Raw genomic sequence first — 23310 nt, 5'->3', positions numbered from 1 at the left:
CTATGGCCGCTCTTGTCCGTAACTACATGACCCCCAATCCCTTTACCATTCGTGCCGATGCACCGATTTCTGAAGCAGTTCGCCTCATGGAAGAAAAACAGGTGCGCGGCCTTCCGGTGGTGGATGACCAAGGTAAATTGGTGGGATTGGTCTCTGAAGCTGATCTGATCGTGCGAGAAGCGCCCCTAGAGCCGCCGTTGTACATCACTTTTCTGGGGAGCATTATCTACTTTGAGTCACCGGAGTCTTTTCATCAGCACCTCAAGAAAACCCTCGGCCAGCAGGTGCAGGATGTGATGACCGCCAACCCCCACACAATTCACGTAGATGCCCCGATCTCCGAAGCCGCTCGCCTCATGGTCAATCACCACATCAGTCGCCTGCCGGTGTTGGATGCCCAAGGGGAATTGGTGGGGATTATTAGCCGCCATGATCTGTTGCGGGCGTTGCATACGGAAGCAGCTTCAGCGTGACGTTTGTCAAATTGGCCTGACACTAGCTTTTAAGATGGGTGACTCCCCATAGAATAACCACAGGTTTGCTCGCGACGCCTGAAGGTTTGTTGATCATGACCGCTTCCCTTGATCTTATCTGGCAGCAGGCACGGCAGGGTCAACCGGAGGCCATTGCCTATCTCATGAACCGTGCGCTTCAGGTCAAGGGGGTGCGTGCACTGGTACGGCGGCGGGGCAACTGCTTACAAGTGATGTTTGAAGCGGCGCGATCGCTCCCACCCCAGGTCTGCGTTCAGTTTGTTTGCCGCGGCCTGAAGCAGCTGGCGCCCCAAGGGGTTCTACGTGTACGGCTCCATGCCCGACTCCTTGGCGAAGAATGGCCGGAGTGGACCCAGACCGTTGACCTACAGGAGATCTTACCGGCGACGCCTGTTCAAGCCGGCTCTAATCCAGTCACACCTGCCCCCACGCCGTCCCACCCGCTAGTGAGTGCCTTTGCCCTCAGTTTACTGGCGATCGCAGGCAGCGGTGCTGTTGCCCTCACCCTGCAAAGTCAACTCCATGGGGATACCCCGCCCGCAACGGAACCTTCGCCGGCCATTGTCACACCTGAACCGGACGTGCCCCTTGCCCCTGGCGATCGCCGTTTGCGGATTAAGGCCGTTGGCGATATTGTCCTTGGCACCAATTTTCCCAATAACCGCTTGCCTGCGAACCCGCACCAGCTGTTTGCCCACGTGAAGCCCTATCTTCAGGGAGCCGATCTCCTCTTTGGCAATTACGAAGGTACCCTCACCGATTATCCCCATCCTTTCAAAAACACCAAGAGCGGTCGCAGTTTTGCCTTTCGCTCGCCGCCCAGTTATGCGCAGGTCTTGCGCCAAGCCGGTTTCAACGTCCTCAACATTGCCAATAACCACAGCTACGACTTTAATGAGCAGGGGTTTCGCGATACCATTCGCCACATCAACGCCGCCGGCATGACCGCCATTGGGGATCACAACCAAATTAGCTACCTCGAAGCCAATGGCTTAAAGACGGCATTCATCGGCTTTGCCACCTACGACGGCCAAAATCGCATTCAAGACCTCAAGGCCGCTGCCGCCCTTGTCCGGAAAGCCAAGCAAAACGCGGATATTGTCATTGTTAGTTTTCATGGGGGCGCCGAAGGCAGCGACCAACTTTACACCCGCGATCGGATCGAGTATTTTTACGGCGAAGACCGCGGCAATGTGGTTCGGTTTGCCCGCACCATGATTGATCACGGTGCCGATTTAATCCTAGGGCATGGTCCCCATGTCCCGCGGGCCTTGGAATTGTACAAAGGCCGTCTCATTGCCTACTCCCTAGGGAACTTTGTTGGCCATCAAACCCTGAGCAGCCACGGCACCCTTGGCAAGTCCTTGATCCTCGATGTGGAACTAGACGGTTCTGGCCGCTTCCTGCAGGGAAAAATTATTCCCGTGCGCCTCGATGCCCAAGGGATTCCCACCATTGACCAACACTTTGCCAGTGTGTCCTTGATCCGCCGTCTCACCCAGACGGATTTTCCCTATACGCCGCTTAAAATTGAACGCCTTGGCGAGATTCTCAACCTGAATTCAATCTAGGCATCTCTGATGAAATCAGCCTAACGAATTCAGAGTACAACAGCGGTTCCCGCTCTCGCGATTGCCGTTATGCCAAGCTAAAATATACAGCCATACAGTGGTTCAAAACCTCAAAGGGTGAAAAAGCGGGTTACCTTGACATTTCCTCGACGGACAGTTCAGATGCCCGTCACCTATCGCTTGGCCAAGGACTTTAATATTGCTGCCAATATCATCCGTGCCCAAGTGGCACCCAACCAAGTGGGCAAGTTGGTTCTCGAGTTGGCCGGCGACATTGACCAAATGGAGGCCGCCCTAGAATGGTTGCGGCAGCAGAATATAGAAGTGTCCCTTGCCAGCCGCGAAATTGTGATTGATGAGCAGGCCTGTGTTCACTGTGGCCTTTGTACGGGGGTGTGCCCGACGCAGGCGCTGACGCTGCACCCGGAAACCTTTCAACTGCAATTTACCCGCTCCCGCTGCATTGTCTGTGAGCAATGTGTTACTGCCTGCCCCATGGACGCAATTCACACGAACTTTTGATTGAATTTTGATTGAAATTAAGGCTCTATAACCTCTGCATAAATGTCGGATAAGCGCCCTTATCAGTGAACGCTCTTAAGTTCAAAACAAGGGTGAGGTAGGCATCACTCGCTCCTGCCATTGCCTATCCTTGGCTGTTGATATATTCGTGCTTAACCCCACTTTGGGCTTCCCATCGCAGATAGTCTTCAGGACTCAGCTGCGGCGAAGGGTGTGTGCTCATGGGCAGTCTGGAATAGCCGGCGGTGATCTCGCTACTATTGATCCTAAGGTACGCAGAAACTCATGACCCAAGAACACGGACATTGGGCACTGTCAACGCTGGCGGCGATGCTGTTCCTGATTGCCCCGGCAAAGGGAGCGCCTTCAGTTACCCTACCAGAACGTTTTTATCGGGCGATCGCCAACCAAGACTGGGCAACAGCGGTGCAAATTCTCGATCAGCTCATGCGTACCCATCCCCAACAGGCACAAGCCCTTGCCGGCTATCGGCAAGAATTACTGCGGCTGCAACACCTACCCCGCAACCCCGCGCCACCCATGGCAAACGCGATCACCCAGTCCGGCGGCATCGTACCCATCCTGCGGCGGCAAGGGGGGATTCCCGTTATCCCGGTAACATTCAACCAACGACTGCGCTTTGAGATGCTGGTGGATTCAGGTGCCAGTATGACCGTGATCACACAGCCCATGGCACACGCATTGGGCATTACCCCTGCTCAAGTGGTAGATAATCGCGTGTTTCATACCGCCAATGGTGAAGTGGTGCTGCCGATTGTATATGTCCAATCCATCAGCGTCGGCGGCTTCCAGCGTCAGCAAGTGCCCGTTGCGGTGGCCGGCTCTGAAATGACTATTGGACTTTTGGGGCAGGATTTTCTTCAGCACTTTGATGTCAGTTTGCGGCAAGATCATATTCAGTTGCAGCGTCGTCCCTAGACCATGCCCATCCTTGCCCAAGCTGTCTTGGCCACTCACAACGCCGGTAAGGTCAAAGAGTTTCAAAGCTGGCTACAACCCTGGATTGGGGAGTTGCTGCCCCTGCCAGCCACGATTGAGATTGCAGAAACGGCAGATTCGTTTGTGGGCAACGCCTGCTTGAAGGCTGCTACTGCTGCCCGGCAACTGAGGGAGTGGGCGATCGCCGACGATTCGGGGCTGGTGGTTCATGCCCTTGAAGGAGCACCGGGTATCTATTCGGCGCGCTATGGGGCCACGGATGCTGAGCGCATTGACCGTCTCTTACGGGAAATGGCCGGGGTGAGCGATCGCGCGGCTGAGTTTATCTGTAGCATTGCCCTGGCGCGTCCCGATGGCACCATTGCTTTTACCGCAGAAGGACGTTGCCTAGGTGAGATTTTAACGGCGCCCCGCGGTCAGGGGGGGTTTGGCTACGACCCCATCTTTTGGGTGCCCAGTCAGCAGCGCACCTTTGCCGAGATGAACCCTGCCGAAAAACAACAGGTGAGTCATCGGGGTCAGGCGTTGCGGCGGCTGCGCGAGTATTTTCAGGACTTTAATCCGTAGATTTACTGTTGTTTGCAGCAGGCCTTTGGTTCTAAGCTAACCGTAATAGTGTTTCTCAACTAGCAAGTGGCCACGCTGCAAAGAAAGGTCTCATCTTGCCAACGGCATTCATCAATGCTCTTTATAAACAAGCATTAATAAGGAATATACTATTAAGAGAGCCTCGCAGGCACGGTCGTGGGCAATTTTCTTGCCGTGATTCAAGGCAACAACTATGGGCGATCGCGAATTAATAGACCAATTTATTAAAGATTTGATTCAAAAAAATTCGCGAATGCTCTCGAATCGGCACTTGCGCGTGGAAACAACATTTGATGAAGTTCAGTTAATTTCCTACCGAGATGGCATCGTTGCTCGGGTGAAAACAGATGCCCCTACCCTTGCCATTGAAGTACGGGATGCGTCCTCCTATCGGCCTCTAATTCAAGAAGTGATGGTGGATTATGAAATTTTTCAGGTAGGTGTTGCCCAAACCCCCGGCTTTCTGCGTTATGAACATCGCACTATTCCTGAAGGCTATGTTATCCAATATACCGAAGCGGGAGTACTCTGGAAAGATCGCTGGGCACGGGGCAAGCGACGCAATGCTCTTACGGGGGGTAGCTCCCTCGGCATGGACGCCATGATTCTCTATCGCGGCACTTGGTATCCTATCCAAAGCGTCAGTGCCGCCAACGGCTTTGTTGCCATTCGTACCTTAGGGGGAGAAGTCACCCACAGTGCCTCTGACTTTCTTGTGTGGCTGAAAAAAGAGGAGAAAGAGACTGCAGAGAGTCCGAGTCAGATCAGTGCCTACAAACGGGGAGAACGCATGGGAGAAATTGACAGCGCTCCCACGCAAATCCTCGAGTCCACAGAAATGATTGCCGCTAAACCCAGTGGTGCTGAACCAACACCTATGCCATCCTCTACGGACGAACCGGCGGACAAGGAACAGACTGTTATTTTAGCCCCAGCGCCATCGGTACCTGCGGTTGCAGCCACAACCTCTCCTGAGGCTACACCACCTGTTGAAGCAACTCAAGGGTATCCAGCGGCAAACTACGAACACTCCGTTGGCTATTCCTATCCCTACCCCAACTATGACTATTCCCAAGGGTACCCAGTGGCGAACTATGAGCACTCTATCGGCTATCCCCACCCCAACTACGACTACTCCCAAGGGTATCCAGGAGCGCACTACGAGCATTCCGTTGGCTATCCCCATCCCAGTTATGGGCAGCCATATCCATCTCAAATCTACCAGCCCATTGATCCCAACCTGCAGATGGCTCTAACGTATCTCCAATCTGCTTTAGCCTATCTGCTGCAAGTTGAGCCGAAAAGTGCTAGCATTCGTGCAGCAATTCAGAGTACCAGTATGGCGATTCAAAACCTCCTCACGCTCCTCAACGGCTAGCGGCTCTCGGCAAGGGGATGGAGGCGAAACAGACTCTGAAGCATCGCCCAAGCGGTTTTTAGCTCAGGAGCGCGCACCTCTTGCCACTGACTCGGCTGACAGTAGAGATAGGGAATCAAGCGGCGCTGCTGCGCCAAGGACAATTCCGAAAACAGAACGCCCACCGCTACCCGTCCCCCCTTCTCTTGGGAAGAGTTCGCACGCAAGGGGATACACCAGCGAACCGTGATCTCTAGTGTCAAGTCTGCCAGCTCCCCCGGCGGCAGAAAGGACAAATACCCTTTGGCGCCCCGCAGACAGGAGGCCAGTTCTGTAGCGGAGAACTCCTCAGACCATAAACGGAGACGGGCACCCCCTTCACTGATGTCAAGGGTATGACCGGTGAGGGACTTGCCGTTTAACTTTAGCTGACAGTTTTCTGAGTGTGCCAGTAAGTAACAGGATTCACGGCGATCAAAACGGGTAAAGCGTCGCTGCGGCACATCAATGGCCACCATGATTGACACGAGCAACAACCCTAGGTTATAAACGCTCCAAAAGATATTGACTGTCAGGCTATCGGGGTTGACAACCGTATCTTGGAGAGGGCGACTACGCCAGAGAATACCCAACAGGGTAACGGCAGCTACAACTAACAGGGGGCGGATGAGCGGCCAGTTGGGATTGATGCGGTGCGGGTCAATGATCCCTTTTGGGGTCACCTTAAAGGTTTTGCCACGAGGTTGAATGAGGGTGCGCAGAATCGTAATGGCCATGGGAAAAGCAAGAATTGTCTCATAGACATCGGACCAAAACGCCGAGCGGCGCCCTTCGGTAAACCAAGCGAAACTCAAGGCATTCCCCAGATAGTAGGGCAAGTAAAAGTAGAGAATCTCGTTAATCGTTGCCCGTAGGGGAGCCGTGCCAAACAGAAGAAACGTGAGGGGAACAAGTAAACAAATGACCCGCGACAGCGCCAAAAACCAATAGACTATGCTCAGGGCATGGGAAAAACGCTGACTCAGGCGCAAGTTGGGCACGGTAAAACAGTTGCCGCCCACAAACAACATTTGCAGGGTGCCCTGTCCCCAGCGCAGGCGCTGGTTTACGTAAGCACTAATGGTTTCGGGAGACATGCCCGCAGAGAGCGCTTCATTGAGGTATTTCACCCGATAGCCCAAACTCTGCAGCTTCATGCTGGTCATGTAGTCTTCGGTAATCGTATCGGTGGGGATGCCGCCAATTTCGTCGAGGGCACTGCGACGGATCACAAAACAGGTGCCGCAGCAGACGACAGAATCCCACCAATCGCGACTGGGTTGGATAAAGCGGAAAAAGAGGCTCTGCTCATTGTTGACAATTCCTTCTAGCCCCAGATTGACGGTAATCGGGTCTTCGTTAAAAAAGTGCTGTGGGGTTTGTACCATGGCAGTTTTAGGATCTTGGAAAAAGCCAATTGTACGGCTGAGAAAATTGCGGCAGGGGGTAAAGTCGGCATCAAAAACGGCAATAAATTCTCCGGTCAGGGTAGGAAGGGCATGGTTGATGTTCCCTGCTTTGGCGTGGCGGTTGTCGGGGCGATCGCGATACTCACAGCCGAGTTCGGCAGCAAGGGCACGCACATGGGGGCGGCGGGTATCATCGAGGAGGTAGATGCGCTTATTGGGGTAGTCCATCGCTTGGCAGGCAATGACCGAGCGTCGCAGAATATCCACGCCCTCGTTGTATGTGGGCAGGATCACATCTACCCAAGGTTGGTACTTGCCGCTGATCACATCTTGCTCGTAGCGATCGGCCTCTGGGCTGCGGTTGATCGTAAAACTACAGTGAAAAAAGAACGCCAACGTGTTGAAGACCATCAACAGTTCGGCCAAAAAGAGGCCAACAGAGAGGACACCGTTGACGGGATCATCCAAGTTAAGACTGTAGAAGACGCGCCAGAACTCATAGCGCACTCCAAAGAAGATGGTTCCGCCGGCAACCAGCAGCCGAGCCAAGAAGGTGGGCTGCGGCCAGAGTTCTTTAATCAGCAAAACAATGGCGCCCCATATCAAAGCCGGCAACAGCAAAGCCTCTAAGCTGGTTCCCTCGGTGCGAAAAATCGCCTTACCGGCATTCCAGGTACCCACCAGATTGGGAACGAGGTTTTGCCAGTCAAACGTCCAGAGCTGAACGGCGGCAAAGGCTAGGATGGCCAACGGCAGCAGAGTTCTGGCATATTGCTTTCGCAGTAGCATGGGGCTTCGGGAACTACACAATGATCGGGATGAGCGAGAACCGCCCACTCAGGATCGGGTATCAAAAATGACTTCTACACTTTGACCAACGCCGCAAAACCGCTGTGCTCCTAGTTCGGCGGGCAACTCTTCTAGGGCAATGTCCACGGCCAACTCATTGCGCACCAAATCGGGAGGGGGGACGGCGACAGTTTCCCCTACAACCACCTTGCCCGAACCGCCGCGAATGGCGCGCACCCATCCGCGTAGCCGGCGATCGCTCCCGTCCAGTAAGCGCACGGTGGCCGGCTGACCCACCCGCAGGCGAGCATTCTCCCGCTCGGCAACTAGAGCCGTTGCCCAAACATCGTCGCAGTCTAGAACCTTGGCAATGGGATCACCGGCGCTGATGGGAATTCCCAGGGCACCGCTTTTATGAATCACCGACCAGACCACACCGGCAATGGGGGATCGAATGCGGACAAGCCTTTGCAGGGCCAGCTGTTGCTTAATGTTAGCAATTTCGCGCTTTAACTGTTCAATGGTGACCTCTACCTCGGCAATTTGCCCCTCAATGTTTACAACTTCGATTTGCAGGTCAATCACCCGAATTTGGGGAAAGCTAAACGTGCGCGCAGAATCTAGTTGCAAGCCCTTGCGAAAGGCCTCTAGGTTGGTTTGATAGCGGCGCAATTCCGCCTGTTTGTTTTTGACCACCTGTTCTGCTTGGCGCGCTTTGTAAATGGCTTCATCTGCTCGCTGCCGCGAAACGGCGCCTTGGTGCACCAGCCGATTGTAGCGGTCTGCCTCAAGGCGAGCTAGGGTAAGAGCCTCTTGGGCTTCTCTGAGTTCTGCCAGCACCCGTTGGAGGGCTTCTTGGGCAAACTGAACCTCTAGGCGGTACTGTTCCCGCTGATAGTAACTGAGTTCTGCAATCAGTTGTTGGCGACTGCGGCGTTTTTGTAGGAGCACCTGTCGCTGGCGTTGGGCAACGGCTAAGCGCGTCTCCAAGTTTTGGCGATCGGTCTCCAGCTGAGGATTACGCTCATTTGCAATGCGGCCAATCTCTTGGCCTTGGTGGAGAAATTGTCCCGGTTGCAGCGGCTCCAGAACGAGGGTGCCGGAGATTCTGGCGTAAATGTTCAAGAGGGTGCCGTTGAGATACCCGACGCGGCTAAAGACCCGCATTTGTCGCTGCCAAAGAAACCAAACTCCCACCGCCACCAAGGAGAAGATGAACAACAGGCGCAACGCCCGAAAGAGTTGCTGCCGCTTAATTTCAATGGAGACCTCCTTAAATAGGAACACAGAAAAGAAATGCCGAGGAAGCTTCACGGGAGTGGTTATGGCAAAGACCAGCCCTAGCCTAGTAGAAAACATCTAGCCATGGCAACTGCGCGCAATTTCTTTGAGGGAGTACCCAGGGCATTAATGGGGAGTAGTTCGCCTCTTTAAGCTAGGGAAGGACGCCGCGAGGAACACAACTGGCGATAGGCTTCCATGAGGGCGATCGCCACCGACGCCGAGAGATTCAAACTGCGCACAGCGGGTTGCGACATGGGAATTTTCAAAAAGGCATCACAGGTGGCCAAGACCCCTGCAGGAATGCCATCGGGTTCACTGCCAAAGACCAGCCAATCACTCTCTGCAAAGCTAAAGTCCCAATAGATCTGCCGGGCGGAAGGTTCAAAGGCAATGAGCCGTCCCTGCGTACGGGCAGTGTTGAGAAACGTCGGCCAGTCGGGATGGCAGTAGAGGGTGACATAGGGCCAATAGTCCAGACCGGCTCGCTTGAGGTAGCGATCGCTCAGTTCAAACCCCAAGGGTTCGATCAGGTGCAGCGGTGTTTGGGTCGCCGCACAGGTGCGGGCAATGTTGCCTGTATTAGGGGGAATTTGGGGATGGACAAGCACCACCGCAGGCATGGCGTTGAGCGGAAGCAACTAGAGACTCAATCTGTTGTCGCCCGACCACTGGGGGTTAAGCCGCGCCGTCCCTCTTCGCGGGCATAGGTCAAAAAGCGCTGGAGATGCTCCAAATGCTCAGAAGGGGGTAGGGTCGCCAATTGGGCGATCGCTTGGGCAAGGGGCAACTCACGGCGATAGAGAATCCGAAACGCTTCCTTGAGGTCGCGCATTTCTGCGTCTGTCACGCCCGCCCGCCGCAATCCCACCTGATTGAGGGCACGAACCCGTGCCGGGTGACCTTCCACCAGCATATAGGGGGGCACATCCCGATCCACCCGTGCCATTGCCCCCACCATCGCCAAGCGGCCAATATGCACAAACTGGTGAATGCCGACCATACCGCCAATGCGTGCCTTCGACTCAATACAAACATGGCCGGCGATCGAGGCCGCATTCGTAATCACCACCTGATCCTCAATCACGCAATCATGAGCCACATGGACATAGGCCAGCAACAGATTGTGGTTACCAATGATCGTGGCATCCCCTTCGCCATTGGCGCGGTTAATCGTCACAAATTCGCGAATAGTGTTGTAATCACCAATACGCAACGCACTATTAGCGCCCGTATATTTTTGATCCTGAGAGGCCGTGCCGATGATCGCTCCTGGAAAGATGCGATTGCCAACTCCCACCTCCGTTGGCCCTTCAATAATCACGTGGGCACCGATTTCCGTATGGGCACCGACGCGCACCTGTTCACCAATCACAGCATAGGGGCCGACCCGAACCGTGGGATGCAGTTCGGCACTGGGATGAATGACAGCAGTGGGGTGGATGAGCGTTTGCATCATTGATTGTGACTAGTCCACTAGCGAGAACATCATCTCGCCTTCACAGACCAATTGACCATTCACCTCAGCCCGCCCTTGCATTTTGCCGATGCGCTGCTGCTTGACAACGAGCAGTTCAGCCCGCAGGATTAGTTGATCCCCAGGCACCACGGGACGGCGAAAACGCACCTTATCAATGCCCGCAAATACCGATAGCTTATCCTTAGCCCAGTTCATCTGCATCAGGACAACCCCTCCCACTTGGGCAAGGGCTTCTACAATCAGCACCCCCGGCATAATCGGGCGGCCGGGAAAGTGCCCTTGAAAAAAGGGTTCGTTGATCGTGACGTTTTTCAGCCCCACGGCATATTTTTCCGGCACATAGTCAATAATCTGATCCACCAGCAAAAAGGGATAGCGGTGGGGAAGTAATTGCTGGAGATCGGTGACGGTCAGTACAGGGGTTGGTGGGGAGTCAGTCAACGTTGGCATAGGGGTAGGTGTTGGCTTCAAATCTAAAGATATAAACAAATCATAGGCGAGAATGGTTGCCCACTAAACCATCGGGCGAGCGATCGCCCGTGCCAATTGGGTATGCAGATGATGACTGGCGCGATAGGCCACATAATGCGCAATAGGGGGTGTCCCCAGCAGAGCCAGATCTCCCCAGAGATCCAGTAACTTGTGGCGAACCGGTTCATCGGCAAAGCGCAAGGGTGGGTTGACCCAGCCACCGGCACTGCACACAAGGGCATTCTCTAAACTGCCCCCCTGAATCAGGCCTTGGCGGCGCAGAGACTCCACTTGTTCTGCAAAACCAAAAGTGCGCGCAGGGGCAACGGCTGCGGCTAGCTCGGAAAAAGTAAAGCTACACCACTGGCGACCAATGGCCGCATAGGGAAACTCAATGCCGTAGCTGAGGCGCAATTCGGGGGCAGGAATGGCACTGACAAAGGCCTCTCCTTCGTAAACCGTGACAGGCTCCCTCAAGATAACTGCCGGCCGAGGAGCCTCCTGCGGGACAACACCGACCGTTTGAATGCCTTCTAACCACGGTTGCGCCGAGCCATCGAGAACGGGTACCTCAGCCGCAGTGATTTCGATCATGACATTATCAATGCCGGCGATCGCCAGCGCGGCCAAGAGATGTTCAACCGTGCGCACACCGGCACCATTGGCAACTAACTCTGTGGCCAACTGAGTGGATTTCACCACCTCAATCCGCGCCGGAATCACGGGCTGTCCCTCCAAATCAAGGCGCACAAACTGCCGTCCTGTATTGACGGGTGCTGGCTGAAGAGTAACCTCAACCCATTGACCGGAATGCAAACCCACCCCTGACCACCGGGCAGTCCCCCCAAGCGTCTGCTGAGTCGTTGCCCCCAATGTGGTCGGTACAGAGGCCGTGATCATCCCTCTTGCTCCTAGAAGCGTTCACCAATGCCAAAGCTGAAGGCGCTGCCCCCTTCATTGTTCCAACCAAAGTCAATGCGGATATTCCCCAAGGGGGTATTCACTCGCAGTCCACCTCCATAGCCTAGCCCCTCGCCGGGTTTACCGCGCACAATCCCCGGCTGACCGGAGACACTACGTTGGGTACCCAACAAACTTGCCCCATCCACAAAGAGCGCCCCGCCAACAATGTTAAAAATCGGGAAGCGATACTCAATGGTTCCCTGCACAAACGCGCGTCCGGAGCCGATCGCTCCCTCTTCCCAACCGCGTACTGAGTTGGCACCCCCAATCGTAAAGGATTCATAGGGCGGCAAATCACCAAAAATGTTGCCCGCTTGGATATTGAAGGCAAAGGTTTGCGGCCCCTCAATCCGCAGAAACTTCACCGGAATATAGAAGCTGTAACTTCCGCGCACTCGGTTGAATAGAATGCTCCCCGCTCCAATGGGAATGGATTGATCCACCCCCAAACGAATCACTTGGCCACTGGTGGGACGCAGGGGATCGTTGCGCAAGTCCCGTAGAATTGCCGCCTGCACCGTAAATAGGTCATTGTAGCCACGACAGACCCCGTTATCGGGGAAGGTTAAGCAATTGCCTAAAACATCGGTAGCTGTTCGGTTAAAAGAAGCATCCATAGAGGTGACCCGCTGATATTGCAATCCCAAGGAACCCGTCCAAGCGGTGCGAATCAACTCCCGATCTTTCGTAAAGGGGCGGGTAAAGAAGATGGAAGCGCCCAAGCGGTTGATGCGGGGCAAATCACCATTGGCCAAGGGGACGCTAATCGGGCCATTGCTGAAGGTAAAAGGCACATTTAAGCGGTTAAAGGCACTGACGGTATAGGAGGTACGGTAGGGATCGCCCTTGATCCACGGATCTGTGAAGTTCACATCGAAGAGCAATTCCCCTTCTGTGCCGCCTTGGGCTTCCACCCCAAATTTCCAGTTGCGCCCAAAGAGGTTATTTTGCTGGAAGGCCACGGTGCCAAATAGACCTGAGGCCGAGCTATAACCTGCCCCGGCGGAAATACTGCCGGTGTTGCGCTCTTTGATATTGAGAATCAAGTTCACCTTTCGCGGATCCTGACCCGGTTCAAGGGCAACTTGCACATCCTCAAAGAGTCCCAATTCAAAGAGGCGGCGCAGATCCGCTTGGACGGTTTTTTGGTTGAGAACTACACCCGGCTGGGTGTCCATTTCGCGGCTAATGACAAAGTCGCGGGTACGCTGTTTTGTGGGTTCCCCTTCTTTGTTGAGAAAGCGGTAGGTGACTTGTTCGACTACCCCTTCAGCCACCTGCAACGTCACGACCCCATTGGGATCGACTTGAGGGGTACCGACCACTTGCCCCAAGATGTAGCCATTATCTTTGTAGAAAGTGTTGATTTTCTCAATGCCGGACTGGAGTTCTCGGAGGTTGAGGATACGCCCAATCTGCGGTGCAAAAATCTCGTTGACTTTTTCTTGGGTGAGCACCTGATTGCCCGCTACTTGAACAGCTCGCAGCACCGGATAGGGACGCACGACAAAGGTAATCCGCACACCGAGGGGGGTATCACTGGGCACAGCATTGACATCGGCAAAAAAGCCCGTAGCAAAGATGGCGTTGGTATCCTGTTGCAGTTGGCTGCGGGTAGTGGTACTGCCGGGTCGGGTACGAATGACCTGATACACCAGTTGCTCCAGTTCAGGAGTGGCTCCTTCAACCACCACTTCGGCAATCAGCACTTGGGGTTCATCAGCGGGGGGCTGACCCACGGGGGCTGGGGGCGGCGGTTCTGGGGTTGTCGCTGGGGGAGTTTCAGGCGCAGACTCTGCTGATGCCTCTGGTGGTGCTGGGGAGGTCGGAGTTTCGGCAGGTTGGTTTTCAGGAGGGGTGGGGGCTTCTTGACTACGGCCTGGACTCAGAGAACCAAGGGCGATCGCCACGGTTGCCATTGCCACTGCGACCGTTTTCAGGGCAGCCCCCATTGGCTGCATTCGCACTGGCGAAAAAAGTTGATTATTCACTACTCACACCTACAACACAAATCGCGTCAACACAGCCAAGCCCATTGGCATTGATATAACAGTAGGTTAACGACTCAAAAGGGGTAATAAAAGTGCCCCTCTCTTTGCCTTTCTAACCTTAGCCATAATAGGCGGGTTCATTCCCCGGTTTCCACTTGATATTACAGCCGAGACTTGGTTTTTGATCCTCGCTGGGGGTTTGACCGGCTAACACAGCATCAATGGCTGCCCGCAAGTCTTTGCCGGTTACTGGTAAGCCATTTTGGGGGCGGCTGTCATCGAGTTGGCCACGATACACGAGCTTGCGATCGCCATCAAAGAGGAAAAAGTCCGGTGTACAGGCTGCCGTATAGGCCTTGGCCGTTTCTTGGCTCTCGTCATAGCAAAGGGGAAATGTAAACCCTAGTTCGGTGGCCATTGCCTTCAGGGACTCTGGGGCATCATCCGGATAGTTGGCAACGTCATTGGCACTAATGGCCACAATCCCCAAACCTGTGTCTTTGTAGTCGCGCCCTAGCTTCGCCAGTTCCTCTTGGACGTGTTTCACGTAGGGGCAGTGGCGACAAATAAACATCACTAGTAGTGCTTTCTTATCAGCAAAGGTGCTGAGGGAAATTGTTTGCCCACTCACCACATCGGGCAGTTGAAAATCAGGCGCAACCGTACCAAGGGCAAGCATCGTGGACTCTGTCCGCGCCATAAAACCTCCTGAGAACGCTGGGAAGAGTGTTACAAATTAGTAATATCGCCCTTAGTGTACTCTGTTGCAACGGTTTCTCAAAGGGGTGAGATGCTCTATCTATCCTCCCAATAAACGCAAAAAGCAGCATTCATAGTGCTGCTCTCAGAGGGCAAGTTTTTGCAAGATAGAAAAATCTAGCCGATATAGCTTTGGCGGGAAACGTGCTTTTCAAAGGTGGCTTGAGTTTGATGGAGAAGTTGCTCGCGGCTGTCGCCGGTGTGTTTTAGGGCGGGCACCAAATTGCGTGCTTGGAGTGCCATGTGCAGTTGCAAATGGGCAACGTATTCGCTGAGGTCTTCACGGAGTAACGGATGACTTTGATGCACAGACACAGTGTTCTCCTTCAACTGATGGTTCAGTGGGTGTTTCATAGATCCTGTCAATCCCCAAAAGCGGTCATGTCAGGAATGGTGCGTTCAAACTGTTCGGCAGGGTGGGTCATGCAGTGCACCACTTGACCCTTTTAGAGGGTAACATTTCTCAGGGAGGGTGCTGCGATTTGCAATCAACTGTAATGTTTTGCCAATACTTCACGATTCGGGGGGCGGGAAATGCGGTTACTCATTGCCAATGATGATGGGGTCTTTGCCCCCGGCATTCGTGCCTTGGCAGACACACTGGCGATCGCCGGCCATGAAGTAGTAGTCGTGTGTCCCGATCGCGAACGCTCCGCAACAGGGCATAGCCTCACCGTTTTTGATCCAATTCGCGCCGAAGTCGTTAGCGATCGCTTTCACCCCAGTATTAAGGCGTGGGCCTGTTCTGGCACCCCCTCCGACTGTGTGAAACTCGCCCTTGGTGCCCTCCTAGAGGAACCCCCCGATTTTGTCGTTTCCGGGATTAACCAAGGCTCTAACCTCGGCACCGATATTCTCTACTCTGGCACGGTGTCGGCCGCAATGGAAGGAGTGATTGAGGGCATTCCCAGTATTGCCATTAGCCTTACCAGTTTCACAGTCCATGACTTTCAGCCGGCTGCTGACTTTGCCAGTCGTCTCCTCAAGGCGGTAGAAACAGCCTCGCTTCCGCCAAAGATGCTGCTGAATGTGAATGTGCCTGCCCTGCCCGCCAGTGAAATTGCCGGCGTCGTCATTACACGGCAGGGGATTCGCCGCTACCATGACCTTTTTCAAAAGCGCATTGACCCACGCGGCAAAACCTACTACTGGCTTGCCGGTGAAGTGGTGGAAGAATATCCCCAAGACCCCAATCAGGCACCCACAGATGTGGAAGCCATTGCCCAAAACCTGATCAGTATTACGCCATTGACCTTTGACCTTACCTATGGCCAAGGGGTTCAGGAGTTAACGGAGTGGCTGCGCCAACCCACGGTACAACCCTTATTCAATCTCTAGAATCACCGGTGCATGGTCGCTGGGTTTCGGTAAGCGCCGAGGGGTAATATCAATGTGACAGTTGCAGGCATGGGCTTTGATACCGGGGGTAATGTAGAAGTGATCAATGCGCCAGCCCTGATTGCGGCGAAAGGCACCCCCCCGATAATCCCACCAAGAGTAGTGCTCCGGCTCCTCGGTAAAGTGGCGAAAGGCATCGTGGAAGCCAAGGTCACGAATTGCTGCAAGCAGGTTGCGTTCGGCATCGGTGGCCCCCACTTTTGTGGCGCGATCGCTGGCATCAAAGAGATCCTTATCTTCAGGGGCAATATTAAAATCGCCACAGAGAATCACCTCCCCCTGCGCCGTCAGTTTTTGTAAGTAGGCATGCAGTCCCTTGAGCCAGTGCAGCTTGTAGTGGTATTTCTCGCTGTTGTACTCGCCGCCGTTGGGAATATAGACATTCACCAAGATCACCGCCGGGGCTAATTGGGCGCGAATCAGTCGTTTTTGCGTATCCAAGGCACTGTGGCTGGGTAATTGGGGGGCAAAACCCGCTTCTACCCCCGCCAGGGGTCGACGACTAAGAATGGCCACCCCGTTATAGGCCTTTTGGCCACTACAATAAACGTGATACCCACGATCCAGAAAAGGCTGACGCGGGAACTCCGCATCCGTAACTTTGGTCTCCTGAAGACAGAGATAGTCCACCCCGGTGTTGTCCAACCATTGGCACACATGGTCAAGGCGGGTGCGAATCGAGTTGACGTTCCAAGTGGCAATTTTTGGCATCGGTTGATTTCAGCCCAAGTGATTTGCCCAAACCCTTATAGGGGGCAACATCAGCACATACTGTAGAAAGTATAGTTGGGGAGTGGCAGCAGTACCCGAAATATGGCTGGGTATGTTTTGGTCTTGGCCGTGATTATTCTGGGGGGCGCGATCGCGACAGTGGGCGATCGCCTCGGCTCAAAAGTGGGCAAAGCCCGCTTGAGTTGGTTTAATTTGCGGCCTCGACAGACGGCTGTCTTGATTACCATTCTCACAGGAAGCTTAATTTCTGCCTCCACCCTTGCCATCCTCTTTGCCCTTAGCCGTGAATTGCGCGATGGCGTGCTGCGCATTGATACCATTCGCCGTCAACAAGCGGCTGCTGAACAAGAACTAGCGGAAACCCGCGCCCAAAAAGATGAAATTGAAGCCGAACTGGCACAATCGCAAATTGAACTGGCCAACATCCGCCAACGTCTCAGTCAAACCAATCAAGTTCTAGAGCAGGCCGTCAATCGCCAAACCCTCACGGAAGCAGAACTCAAGCAACTCCAAGATCGCTACACCCAAGCCCAAAAAGACCTCCAAAACTTTGAAGCCCAAGGGGCACGCCTGCGGCAAGAGATCCAGCGCCTGCAACGGGAGCGACAGGCCATCCAAGACCGCCTTGAAGATGTGGCTGGCCAAAAAGCAGCTCTAGAAACCGCCATTCGCACGGCTCAACAGCGGCTTGCCGAAGTCGAAGGACAAAAGGATCGTCTCCAAGCAGAGATTGATCGCATTCAGGATCAACTGGCCGTTGCCAATCAACAGCAGCAGGTGTTACGCAATCAGCAACGCAGTCTTCAGCAGGAAATTGCTGTCCTTGAGGCGAGTCGTAAACGCCTTGAGGAAAACGTGAACATCCTGTTGTTGGGGCTACGGCGGGGAACAATCGCCATTCGCACGGGGCAAGTCTTGGCCTCTGCCATCATTCAAAATGTCAAGGATCCCGCTCAAGCGACTCAAGTGATTGAAGAACTGCTGCGGGAGGCCCGTCGCAATGCCATTGTTCTCAACAATCCCCGAAATGTGAAACCCACGGATCAGGTGATTCAAATTACCACCGAAGACGTGAACCGCCTGCGCCGCCAAATTAGTGATGGCCAGCCCTATGTGGTGCGTATTTTAGCAGCGGCCAACTATCTACAGGGGGAAAGTAATATTCTTGTGGTGCCCCAAGTGGCGCGCAATCAGGAGGTTTTCCGTGAAGGTGAGAATCTGGCTACGATTTCCTTAGATCCGAGCCAGATGACCGATGAGCAAATTTTGCAGCGCTTGGATCAGTTGTTTACGGTGAGTAACCGGCGGGCGATCGCCTCCGGGGTTCTCCCCGATCCGGTGACCGGCACAGTTGGCTCCTTTCGCCAAATTGAACTGGTGAAATTTGTTCTTGATCTCAAAGATCACCAAGGGACGATTGATATTAGCGCGGTCACTCCCACCACCGTTTATACCGCCGGCCCGCTGACGCTCTCCCTTGTGGCACGCCAAAATCAGCGAGTCATCCTGCGCAGTGGCTAGGTACCAACTGGATTTCTCGCCGCTTGAGATGGAAAACTCCAACCGCAGGCTAGGATAAAGGAGATTTTTCTCCTTTCACCGTGTAAGGGATACCCCCATGAAGCGACTGGTTTCGATTGGTTTTTTGGTGTTTATTCCCCTCTCGATTGCCGCTGAGAAACTCGAATGGGGTGCCCTGACAGTCTTTATTTTGGCAGCATTGGCGATCGTGCCCTTGGCAATTTGGTTGAGCACAGCAACAGAGGAGGTAGCCCTTGCTACCGGGCCGACAATCGGCGGCCTATTGAATGCCCTCTTTGGGAATGCCACGGAGCTGATTATTGCCATTGTGGCGCTGCGAGCAGGTTTAGTGGATATTGTCAAAGCCAGTATCACCGGCACCCTGATGGCGAACCTGTTGCTGGTCATGGGGTTATCTATGCTGCTGGGGGGCATTCGCTACAAGGAGCAGTCCTTTGCCCCCGTGGTGGCACGGGTCAATGCTTCCTCGATGACGGTGGCGATCGCTGCCATGCTTTTGCCGGCAATGGTCATTTATACCTCCAGCAGTGTGCCGCAAACAGCCATTTCCAAAATGTCAGTCGTGGCCGCGATCATTCTAATTCTGGTTTATGGGCTAACCTTACTCTTCTCCCTGAAAACCCATAGCTATCTGTACGATGTCAGTCAGGTGGAACTGGGGGATGAAGAGGGGCACCATGAAAAGCCAAACCTTCCCCTGTGGATTACTGTTCTGATTATTGCCACGATTGGGGTAGCCTTTGAGTCGGAAATTTTTGTCGGCACTGTTGAGGCAGCAACGGAGGGCTTGGGTCTGACGCCATTATTTACCGGGGTGATCCTCTTGCCGTTGGTGGGTGGTGCAGCCGAATATGTGACTGCGGTGGGGGTTGCCCTCAAAAACAACATGGATCTGTCCGTCTCGATTGCCTTGGGGTCGTCGCTCTTGGTGGCGCTCTTGGTGGCACCTGTATTAGTGCTCATCGGCCAGTTCATTGGTCAACCCATGGATTTGAACTTTAGTCTTTTTGAGGTGGTGACGGTGATTATTGCCGTTGTGATTGCCAATGTGATTAGCCTCGATGGCCGCTCCAACTGGCTAGAGGGGGCGCTGCTCTTGGCCACCTATGGGATTCTCGGCACTGCCTTTTTCTTCCATACGTAGGAGAGGCGTTGAATCTGGAGTTGGTAGCCCATGGTTGAAGTGATGCCTTATCCCCAAAGAGCACCTTGAATTGGGGTAGCATCGGCTGGATCAGCGGCAGCCACAAGGGCAATGTGGCGATCGCTCACCGCAAGACCATGGCTGGGATCATAGCCTCGCCAGCCTGCCCCCGGCAAATACGCTTCTACCCAAGCATGGCGGTGTTGTTCAGGATGATCTAAATCCCCTTCCTGATAACCACTGAGAAACCATGCTGCTAAGCCCGCAGCCCGACAGGCATGGATAAACAAGACTGCCGTATCCCGACAGGAACCCATTTGTTTTGCCCAAGTGACACAGGGAGGCCAAGGGCACTAGTCTGGCGAATTTGGTGCTGACAGGTGCGGTAGATATTGAGAGCATTGAGAAATGCGAGGACACTGCCATCGCCACTGGCTAACATTTGCCAAGCTAATTCATAGGCAACCGGATCCACTGGCGGCGATAAATAGGGATGCAGGCTAGTTACCAGCCGTTGCGGATAGTTAAAAGGGAGTGTAATTGCCCCACGAGTCGAGAAAATAGTTAAAGTGGTTGTCACAATAGGTTTCTACTTCGGAGGTTATCTGAATCACCAAGGAAGTGGTGGGTTGCGGTGACCACTAGTAGCGCTGAATGTGATTGCCATGGACACCGAGGACAGTACTTTGGCCTTAGGGAGTGAGTAGAAAGGGAGAGCGATCGCAGGCGTTGGTAGCCATCACTGCGGGGGATCAAGCGCAGATCGTGGGGGGCAAGGGTAACGGGGCACTGTAAGTGTAGGTGGTTTGATGGCAGATCCGGTATTCCATTTCATATCTAAAAGGAAGCCGCCCGAACCAATAACTGTCCAGGCGGGGTGTGGTGTGAGGAGTGAACGGAAACGTGCGTCTCCGCTATTTCTATTGTAGGGGACGGTTTCCAAATTGCCATAAGTAAATGACGCAAAAAGATCAAATCTTTAGCCTCTCACCGCCAAAGTAAAAAGAGCCAAGAGTAAGTCCTGACTCTTCATAAAATGGGTGTTTGTAAAAAAAACAGCCTAGCGGGTGGCTGCCATTTTCTCTTCGGCAAGTTCCCTTAGGCTAGGGAATAAAAAGTGGTTTTCTTCAACGTACTGCGCACCAAATAAGCCCTTTTCTGCCCAGAAGTAGCGATCGGTGGTGTGCTCATTCCGCTTCACAAGAAGTAAAGCGGGCGGGGTGATCCCCTTGGCTTGAATAAATTTTCGTGCCGCCGTCACGGGTTTATCTTCGCCACTTTCGATGCTATATTGAGGTACGCACTCAAGGATTTTGCGTCCTTCTAGACGCCGCCGGCTCTTCCGCTTCCGTCTTCTGGCCAAGTTGCCTTACCTCCTTTACCTTTAAATAACTGTTATTGGGTTTACAAAAGTCGCCCTTTAGTATACCTAGTGTATTCTAGAATTTCAACTTTCCTTAATTTATCGAAACACGATTTATTGATTTGGCAATGATCCCTGCTCTAGGATCAAGGCCGGGCTGATCCCCATGTCCTCCTTGAGAAAGTCACGCCGGCAACCCTAGAGACCGTACCCCTGTGATGATCCACCGCGGGGGGCAACGGCGGCGCAAAAGCCAAGGATTAACCTTGGCCGCTAAAACCAAATTTCCCAACCGCTGTGGAAGCGCGACTCCGCCGGCAATAGGATAGCTGCCTTTGGAGAACGGCGGGAAGCGCTAGAGGCGAAGAACGTTTAGGCTCAACAGTAGGTGCTGCGATCTCTTCTGCAACTTCTGATCCTTGTCCTCGGCTACGGTACCTTAGCTCTAGGGGGAGTGCCGGGGCTACGCATGAACCGAGCGACGATCGCCCTTGTGAGCGCAGCGCTTTTGATTGCCCTAGGAGCCATTGATCTGCCCACTGCCTGGCAAGCCATTGATCCCCAAACCATCGTGTTTTTGCTCAGCATGATGATTGTCAATGCCTATCTGAGCCTTGGCGGCTTTTTTCAAATCGCGATGGTGACGGTGGTGCGCTTTAGTGGCAGTCCCTTGGGCTTGCTGGTGTTTCTCAGCGTGGCGACAGGAATGCTCTCGGCAGTCTTTCTCAACGATACCCTTGCCCTTGTAACCACCCCTTTAACGCTGCGCATTACCCATGTCTTGGGCTTGAATCCCGTGCCCTATCTACTGGCGATCGCCGGCGCAACGAATATCGGCTCTGTGGCGACCCTGAGCGGCAATCCCCAAAATATTCTCGTGGGATCGTTTTCCGCGTTGGGGTATCTCCAGTTTGCTCAGGTGATGATCCCTGTCGCTGTGCTGGGGTTAGGTCTGCAAGTCATTTGGTTGGGGTGGCTCTATCCAGAGGTGCGATCGCGCCAACCCTGCCCATTGGCTACACTCCAGCCGGCGCAGGTGCAAAAAGGATTACTCCATAAGACACTAATTGTCTCTGGGCTGATGTTTTTGGCCTTTTTGGTGGGCTTACCCTTGGCGGAATCTTCTCTATTGGCGGCAGGGGCTTTACTGGTGACCCGCCGTCTCAAGCCGGAGCGCGTTCTTGCTCAGGTGGATTGGTCTTTATTGGTTCTGTTTGCGGGTCTGTTTATTCTCACCCGCTGTATTCAAAACTTTGATTTATTAGGGGTTTTGCGCCCTTGGGTAAATCAGCCCTTGCCCCTAGTGGTGACGACCGCCCTGCTGTCGAATTTGATTTCTAATGTCCCCACAGTGCTGCTGTTGGCGCAGTTTATCCCCCACGACGCCGATCAACTCTGGTACCTACTGGCAGCCACAAGTACCCTTGCGGGTAATCTCACCCTTTTTGGTGCTGTGGCCAATTTAATTACCGTTGAGGCTGCCGCTAGCTCCGGACAACGCTTTTCCTTTTGGCAGCACTTGCGCTTTGGTGCTCCCTTGACGGTGTTGACGCTGGCGATCGCCTACGCTTGGATCACAAGTCAAACCTAGGGGCTGAATGTGGTCGCTGGTGCTCCAGAGGCACTCTCGAAGTAGGCTACATCCGACATGATCATTGGAGCGTCAGACTCAGGAATGGGTTGCCCTTGACTGAGGTAGCCCATACAACCATTCATCAGGCTATAGACAAAAATCACGCCGCCCGCTGAAATGGCCACGAGGCCACTGGCCAGCAGTAAGGAAAAATCCCGTAGGCGATAGGCACCGTGGAGGAGTCGCACCGACCACAGCACCAACGCCAGTACCAGTAGAAGTAAGATAGCCATATGTAAACTATCTTAACAACTATCAGGATTTTCCTCATCAATCTTTAGATTCTTCTAATGAATTCTTGCTAGCAGAGTGCCCGCGTCCGCTCTATGGTGCAGGTGAGGTTGGCGCCATACTGACCCACATGGGTAATTTCGGGCGTGTAGGCCTCCAGCACCCGTCCCGTGCGATCGCACATCGTTAGGACGTAATCACAGTGGGGACACTGGGTGTGACTTACGGAGCCATAGCGTTGACGCAGGGCTAATTTACCACAGTGAGGACAGTGAATCGTTTGCATGATCACCATAGTTAAATAATCCTTAAATTCTTTTTGATGGACACGAACTTGTGATAAGAAGTGCTGCACAAACTTGCGTTTCAAACTAACAAGACCAAAGAAATAGTATTGCGCAACATTAAGGAAATTTATGAGAGAGGACACTTTTTATTATGGATGGATTCCTCAGAGATGGCAATGATCCCAATGTTAAAAAATATACTAATTTAGCGGGGATCAATGAATTCCATAAGTGGCCTAAGAGAAAACTTCCTCTTTTTTCTGAGAAGTGATTGACTTTTATAACAGTCTTTTTCCCAAGGATTAA

The 23310-nt window shown here is 53.6% G+C and carries 22 protein-coding genes and 2 pseudogenes; 10 read left to right on the top strand and 14 right to left on the bottom strand.

The window, feature by feature from the left end:
* Positions 1-2: 2 nt before the first annotated feature.
* The 6 genes from ACK4IR_RS04775 to ACK4IR_RS04750 all read left to right on the top strand — a co-directional run bounded on the left by ACK4IR_RS04775 (position 3) and on the right by ACK4IR_RS04750 (position 5513).
* A complete protein-coding gene (locus ACK4IR_RS04775; RefSeq protein ID WP_409872963.1) occupies positions 3-473 on the top strand; it encodes a CBS domain-containing protein in 471 nt (156 codons plus the stop codon).
* A 95-nt stretch (positions 474-568) separates the two neighbouring features.
* Positions 569-2065, top strand: coding sequence for a CapA family protein (locus ACK4IR_RS04770; RefSeq protein ID WP_409872962.1), 1497 nt, complete (start codon positions 569-571; stop codon positions 2063-2065).
* 117 nt (positions 2066-2182) lie between these two features.
* Positions 2183-2587 carry an NIL domain-containing protein gene (locus ACK4IR_RS04765; protein WP_409872961.1) on the top strand — a complete coding sequence of 135 codons (405 nt, stop codon included), beginning with the start codon at positions 2183-2185 and terminating at the stop codon, positions 2585-2587.
* 285 nt (positions 2588-2872) lie between these two features.
* Positions 2873-3526, top strand: a complete 654-nt coding sequence (locus ACK4IR_RS04760; RefSeq protein ID WP_409872959.1) for a TIGR02281 family clan AA aspartic protease — start codon at positions 2873-2875, stop codon at positions 3524-3526.
* A 3-nt stretch (positions 3527-3529) separates the two neighbouring features.
* Positions 3530-4114, top strand: a complete 585-nt coding sequence (gene rdgB, locus ACK4IR_RS04755; RefSeq protein ID WP_409872958.1) for an RdgB/HAM1 family non-canonical purine NTP pyrophosphatase — start codon at positions 3530-3532, stop codon at positions 4112-4114.
* Between the two features lie 214 nt (positions 4115-4328).
* Complete coding sequence (locus ACK4IR_RS04750) at positions 4329-5513, top strand: hypothetical protein (protein WP_409872956.1); 1185 nt, start codon at positions 4329-4331, stop codon at positions 5511-5513.
* Here the strand turns inward: ACK4IR_RS04750 and ACK4IR_RS04745 are convergent.
* The 9 genes from ACK4IR_RS04745 to ACK4IR_RS04705 form a co-directional block, all read right to left on the bottom strand.
* Entirely contained in the window at positions 5510-7729 is a 2220-nt protein-coding gene (locus ACK4IR_RS04745) for a glycosyltransferase (protein ID WP_409872955.1), read from the bottom strand. The two genes, ACK4IR_RS04750 and ACK4IR_RS04745, sit on opposite strands and share 4 nt — an antisense overlap.
* 48 nt (positions 7730-7777) lie before the next feature.
* The gene (locus ACK4IR_RS04740) at positions 7778-9088 is read right to left on the bottom strand and encodes an HlyD family secretion protein (protein WP_409872953.1); all 1311 of its coding nucleotides are present in this window, start codon (positions 9086-9088) and stop codon (positions 7778-7780) included.
* 71 nt (positions 9089-9159) lie between these two features.
* Positions 9160-9633, bottom strand: a complete 474-nt coding sequence (locus ACK4IR_RS04735; protein WP_409873006.1) for a tRNA (cytidine(34)-2'-O)-methyltransferase — start codon at positions 9631-9633, stop codon at positions 9160-9162.
* A 26-nt stretch (positions 9634-9659) separates the two neighbouring features.
* The gene (gene lpxA / locus ACK4IR_RS04730; protein WP_315863029.1) at positions 9660-10466 is read right to left on the bottom strand and encodes an acyl-ACP--UDP-N-acetylglucosamine O-acyltransferase; all 807 of its coding nucleotides are present in this window, start codon (positions 10464-10466) and stop codon (positions 9660-9662) included.
* A 12-nt stretch (positions 10467-10478) separates the two neighbouring features.
* Positions 10479-10940 carry a 3-hydroxyacyl-ACP dehydratase FabZ gene (gene fabZ / locus ACK4IR_RS04725; RefSeq protein ID WP_409872951.1) on the bottom strand — a complete coding sequence of 154 codons (462 nt, stop codon included), beginning with the start codon at positions 10938-10940 and terminating at the stop codon, positions 10479-10481.
* 63 nt (positions 10941-11003) lie between these two features.
* The gene (lpxC, locus tag ACK4IR_RS04720; RefSeq protein WP_409872950.1) at positions 11004-11861 is read right to left on the bottom strand and encodes a UDP-3-O-acyl-N-acetylglucosamine deacetylase; all 858 of its coding nucleotides are present in this window, start codon (positions 11859-11861) and stop codon (positions 11004-11006) included.
* 11 nt (positions 11862-11872) lie between these two features.
* Positions 11873-13915: a BamA/TamA family outer membrane protein gene (locus ACK4IR_RS04715; RefSeq protein ID WP_409872949.1), complete on the bottom strand. Its 2043-nt coding sequence runs from the start codon at positions 13913-13915 to the stop codon at positions 11873-11875.
* A 118-nt stretch (positions 13916-14033) separates the two neighbouring features.
* Positions 14034-14615, bottom strand: coding sequence for a thioredoxin family protein (locus ACK4IR_RS04710; RefSeq protein WP_409872947.1), 582 nt, complete (start codon positions 14613-14615; stop codon positions 14034-14036).
* Positions 14616-14791: 176 nt separating this feature from the next.
* Positions 14792-15028 carry a hypothetical protein gene (locus ACK4IR_RS04705; RefSeq protein WP_409872945.1) on the bottom strand — a complete coding sequence of 79 codons (237 nt, stop codon included), beginning with the start codon at positions 15026-15028 and terminating at the stop codon, positions 14792-14794.
* A 180-nt stretch (positions 15029-15208) separates the two neighbouring features.
* Here ACK4IR_RS04705 and surE point away from each other — a divergent pair, with 180 nt between their 5' ends.
* Complete coding sequence (gene surE, locus ACK4IR_RS04700; protein ID WP_409872943.1) at positions 15209-16012, top strand: 5'/3'-nucleotidase SurE; 804 nt, start codon at positions 15209-15211, stop codon at positions 16010-16012.
* Here the strand turns inward: surE and xth are convergent.
* Complete coding sequence (xth, locus tag ACK4IR_RS04695) at positions 15998-16783, bottom strand: exodeoxyribonuclease III (RefSeq protein WP_409872941.1); 786 nt, start codon at positions 16781-16783, stop codon at positions 15998-16000. The genes surE and xth overlap by 15 nt on opposite strands.
* Before the next feature lie 102 nt (positions 16784-16885).
* On the opposite strand from xth, the gene ACK4IR_RS04690 reads away from it, so the two are divergent.
* Both ACK4IR_RS04690 and cax read left to right on the top strand, forming a co-directional pair.
* Entirely contained in the window at positions 16886-18325 is a 1440-nt protein-coding gene (locus ACK4IR_RS04690; protein WP_409872939.1) for a DUF3084 domain-containing protein, read from the top strand.
* Positions 18326-18419: 94 nt separating this feature from the next.
* Positions 18420-19490, top strand: a pseudogene (gene cax, locus ACK4IR_RS04685) (calcium/proton exchanger); the annotation flags it as partial.
* A 47-nt stretch (positions 19491-19537) separates the two neighbouring features.
* On the opposite strand, the pseudogene ACK4IR_RS04680 reads toward cax, so the two are convergent.
* Both ACK4IR_RS04680 and ACK4IR_RS04675 read right to left on the bottom strand, forming a co-directional pair.
* Positions 19538-19810: pseudogene (locus tag ACK4IR_RS04680) on the bottom strand (transglutaminase-like domain-containing protein); the annotation flags it as partial.
* Positions 19811-20550: 740 nt separating this feature from the next.
* Positions 20551-20853 carry a DUF3155 domain-containing protein gene (locus tag ACK4IR_RS04675; RefSeq protein WP_409872937.1) on the bottom strand — a complete coding sequence of 101 codons (303 nt, stop codon included), beginning with the start codon at positions 20851-20853 and terminating at the stop codon, positions 20551-20553.
* 388 nt (positions 20854-21241) lie between these two features.
* On the opposite strand from ACK4IR_RS04675, the gene ACK4IR_RS04670 reads away from it, so the two are divergent.
* Positions 21242-22444: an anion transporter gene (locus ACK4IR_RS04670; protein ID WP_409872935.1), complete on the top strand. Its 1203-nt coding sequence runs from the start codon at positions 21242-21244 to the stop codon at positions 22442-22444.
* Here ACK4IR_RS04670 and ACK4IR_RS04665 read toward each other — a convergent pair.
* Both ACK4IR_RS04665 and ACK4IR_RS04660 read right to left on the bottom strand, forming a co-directional pair.
* On the bottom strand, positions 22441-22719 hold the full coding sequence (locus ACK4IR_RS04665; protein ID WP_409872933.1) for a hypothetical protein: 279 nt from the start codon (positions 22717-22719) through the stop codon (positions 22441-22443). The genes ACK4IR_RS04670 and ACK4IR_RS04665 overlap by 4 nt on opposite strands.
* 68 nt (positions 22720-22787) lie before the next feature.
* Positions 22788-23012: a replication restart DNA helicase PriA gene (locus ACK4IR_RS04660; protein ID WP_409872931.1), complete on the bottom strand. Its 225-nt coding sequence runs from the start codon at positions 23010-23012 to the stop codon at positions 22788-22790.
* Positions 23013-23310: the final 298 nt, after the last annotated feature.

This window comes from Thermosynechococcus sp. (assembly GCF_046299635.1).
Classification (GTDB): Bacteria; Cyanobacteriota; Cyanobacteriia; order Thermosynechococcales; family Thermosynechococcaceae; genus Thermosynechococcus.
The sequence above is the reverse complement of the archived record's forward strand: the minus strand, read 5'-3'. Positions and strand labels throughout refer to the sequence as shown.

What these genes read in the sequence shown, in the direction of transcription:
- ACK4IR_RS04710 (WP_409872947.1), bottom strand. Translation starts at nt 14,615, where the DNA reads ATGGCGCGGACAGAGTCCACGATGCTTGCCCTTGGTACGGTTGCGCCT.
- fabZ (WP_409872951.1), bottom strand. Translation starts at nt 10,940, where the DNA reads ATGCCAACGTTGACTGACTCCCCACCAACCCCTGTACTGACCGTCACC.
- lpxA (WP_315863029.1), bottom strand. Translation starts at nt 10,466, where the DNA reads ATGCAAACGCTCATCCACCCCACTGCTGTCATTCATCCCAGTGCCGAA.
- surE (WP_409872943.1), top strand. Translation starts at nt 15,209, where the DNA reads ATGCGGTTACTCATTGCCAATGATGATGGGGTCTTTGCCCCCGGCATT.
- ACK4IR_RS04690 (WP_409872939.1), top strand. Translation starts at nt 16,886, where the DNA reads ATGGCTGGGTATGTTTTGGTCTTGGCCGTGATTATTCTGGGGGGCGCG.
- xth (WP_409872941.1), bottom strand. Translation starts at nt 16,783, where the DNA reads ATGCCAAAAATTGCCACTTGGAACGTCAACTCGATTCGCACCCGCCTT.
- ACK4IR_RS04745 (WP_409872955.1), bottom strand. Translation starts at nt 7,729, where the DNA reads ATGCTACTGCGAAAGCAATATGCCAGAACTCTGCTGCCGTTGGCCATC.
- ACK4IR_RS04775 (WP_409872963.1), top strand. Translation starts at nt 3, where the DNA reads ATGGCCGCTCTTGTCCGTAACTACATGACCCCCAATCCCTTTACCATT.
- ACK4IR_RS04770 (WP_409872962.1), top strand. Translation starts at nt 569, where the DNA reads ATGACCGCTTCCCTTGATCTTATCTGGCAGCAGGCACGGCAGGGTCAA.
- rdgB (WP_409872958.1), top strand. Translation starts at nt 3,530, where the DNA reads ATGCCCATCCTTGCCCAAGCTGTCTTGGCCACTCACAACGCCGGTAAG.
- ACK4IR_RS04750 (WP_409872956.1), top strand. Translation starts at nt 4,329, where the DNA reads ATGGGCGATCGCGAATTAATAGACCAATTTATTAAAGATTTGATTCAA.
- ACK4IR_RS04705 (WP_409872945.1), bottom strand. Translation starts at nt 15,028, where the DNA reads ATGAAACACCCACTGAACCATCAGTTGAAGGAGAACACTGTGTCTGTG.
- ACK4IR_RS04760 (WP_409872959.1), top strand. Translation starts at nt 2,873, where the DNA reads ATGACCCAAGAACACGGACATTGGGCACTGTCAACGCTGGCGGCGATG.
- ACK4IR_RS04660 (WP_409872931.1), bottom strand. Translation starts at nt 23,012, where the DNA reads ATGGTGATCATGCAAACGATTCACTGTCCTCACTGTGGTAAATTAGCC.
- ACK4IR_RS04665 (WP_409872933.1), bottom strand. Translation starts at nt 22,719, where the DNA reads ATGGCTATCTTACTTCTACTGGTACTGGCGTTGGTGCTGTGGTCGGTG.
- lpxC (WP_409872950.1), bottom strand. Translation starts at nt 11,861, where the DNA reads ATGATCACGGCCTCTGTACCGACCACATTGGGGGCAACGACTCAGCAG.
- ACK4IR_RS04735 (WP_409873006.1), bottom strand. Translation starts at nt 9,633, where the DNA reads ATGCCTGCGGTGGTGCTTGTCCATCCCCAAATTCCCCCTAATACAGGC.
- ACK4IR_RS04740 (WP_409872953.1), bottom strand. Translation starts at nt 9,088, where the DNA reads ATGTTTTCTACTAGGCTAGGGCTGGTCTTTGCCATAACCACTCCCGTG.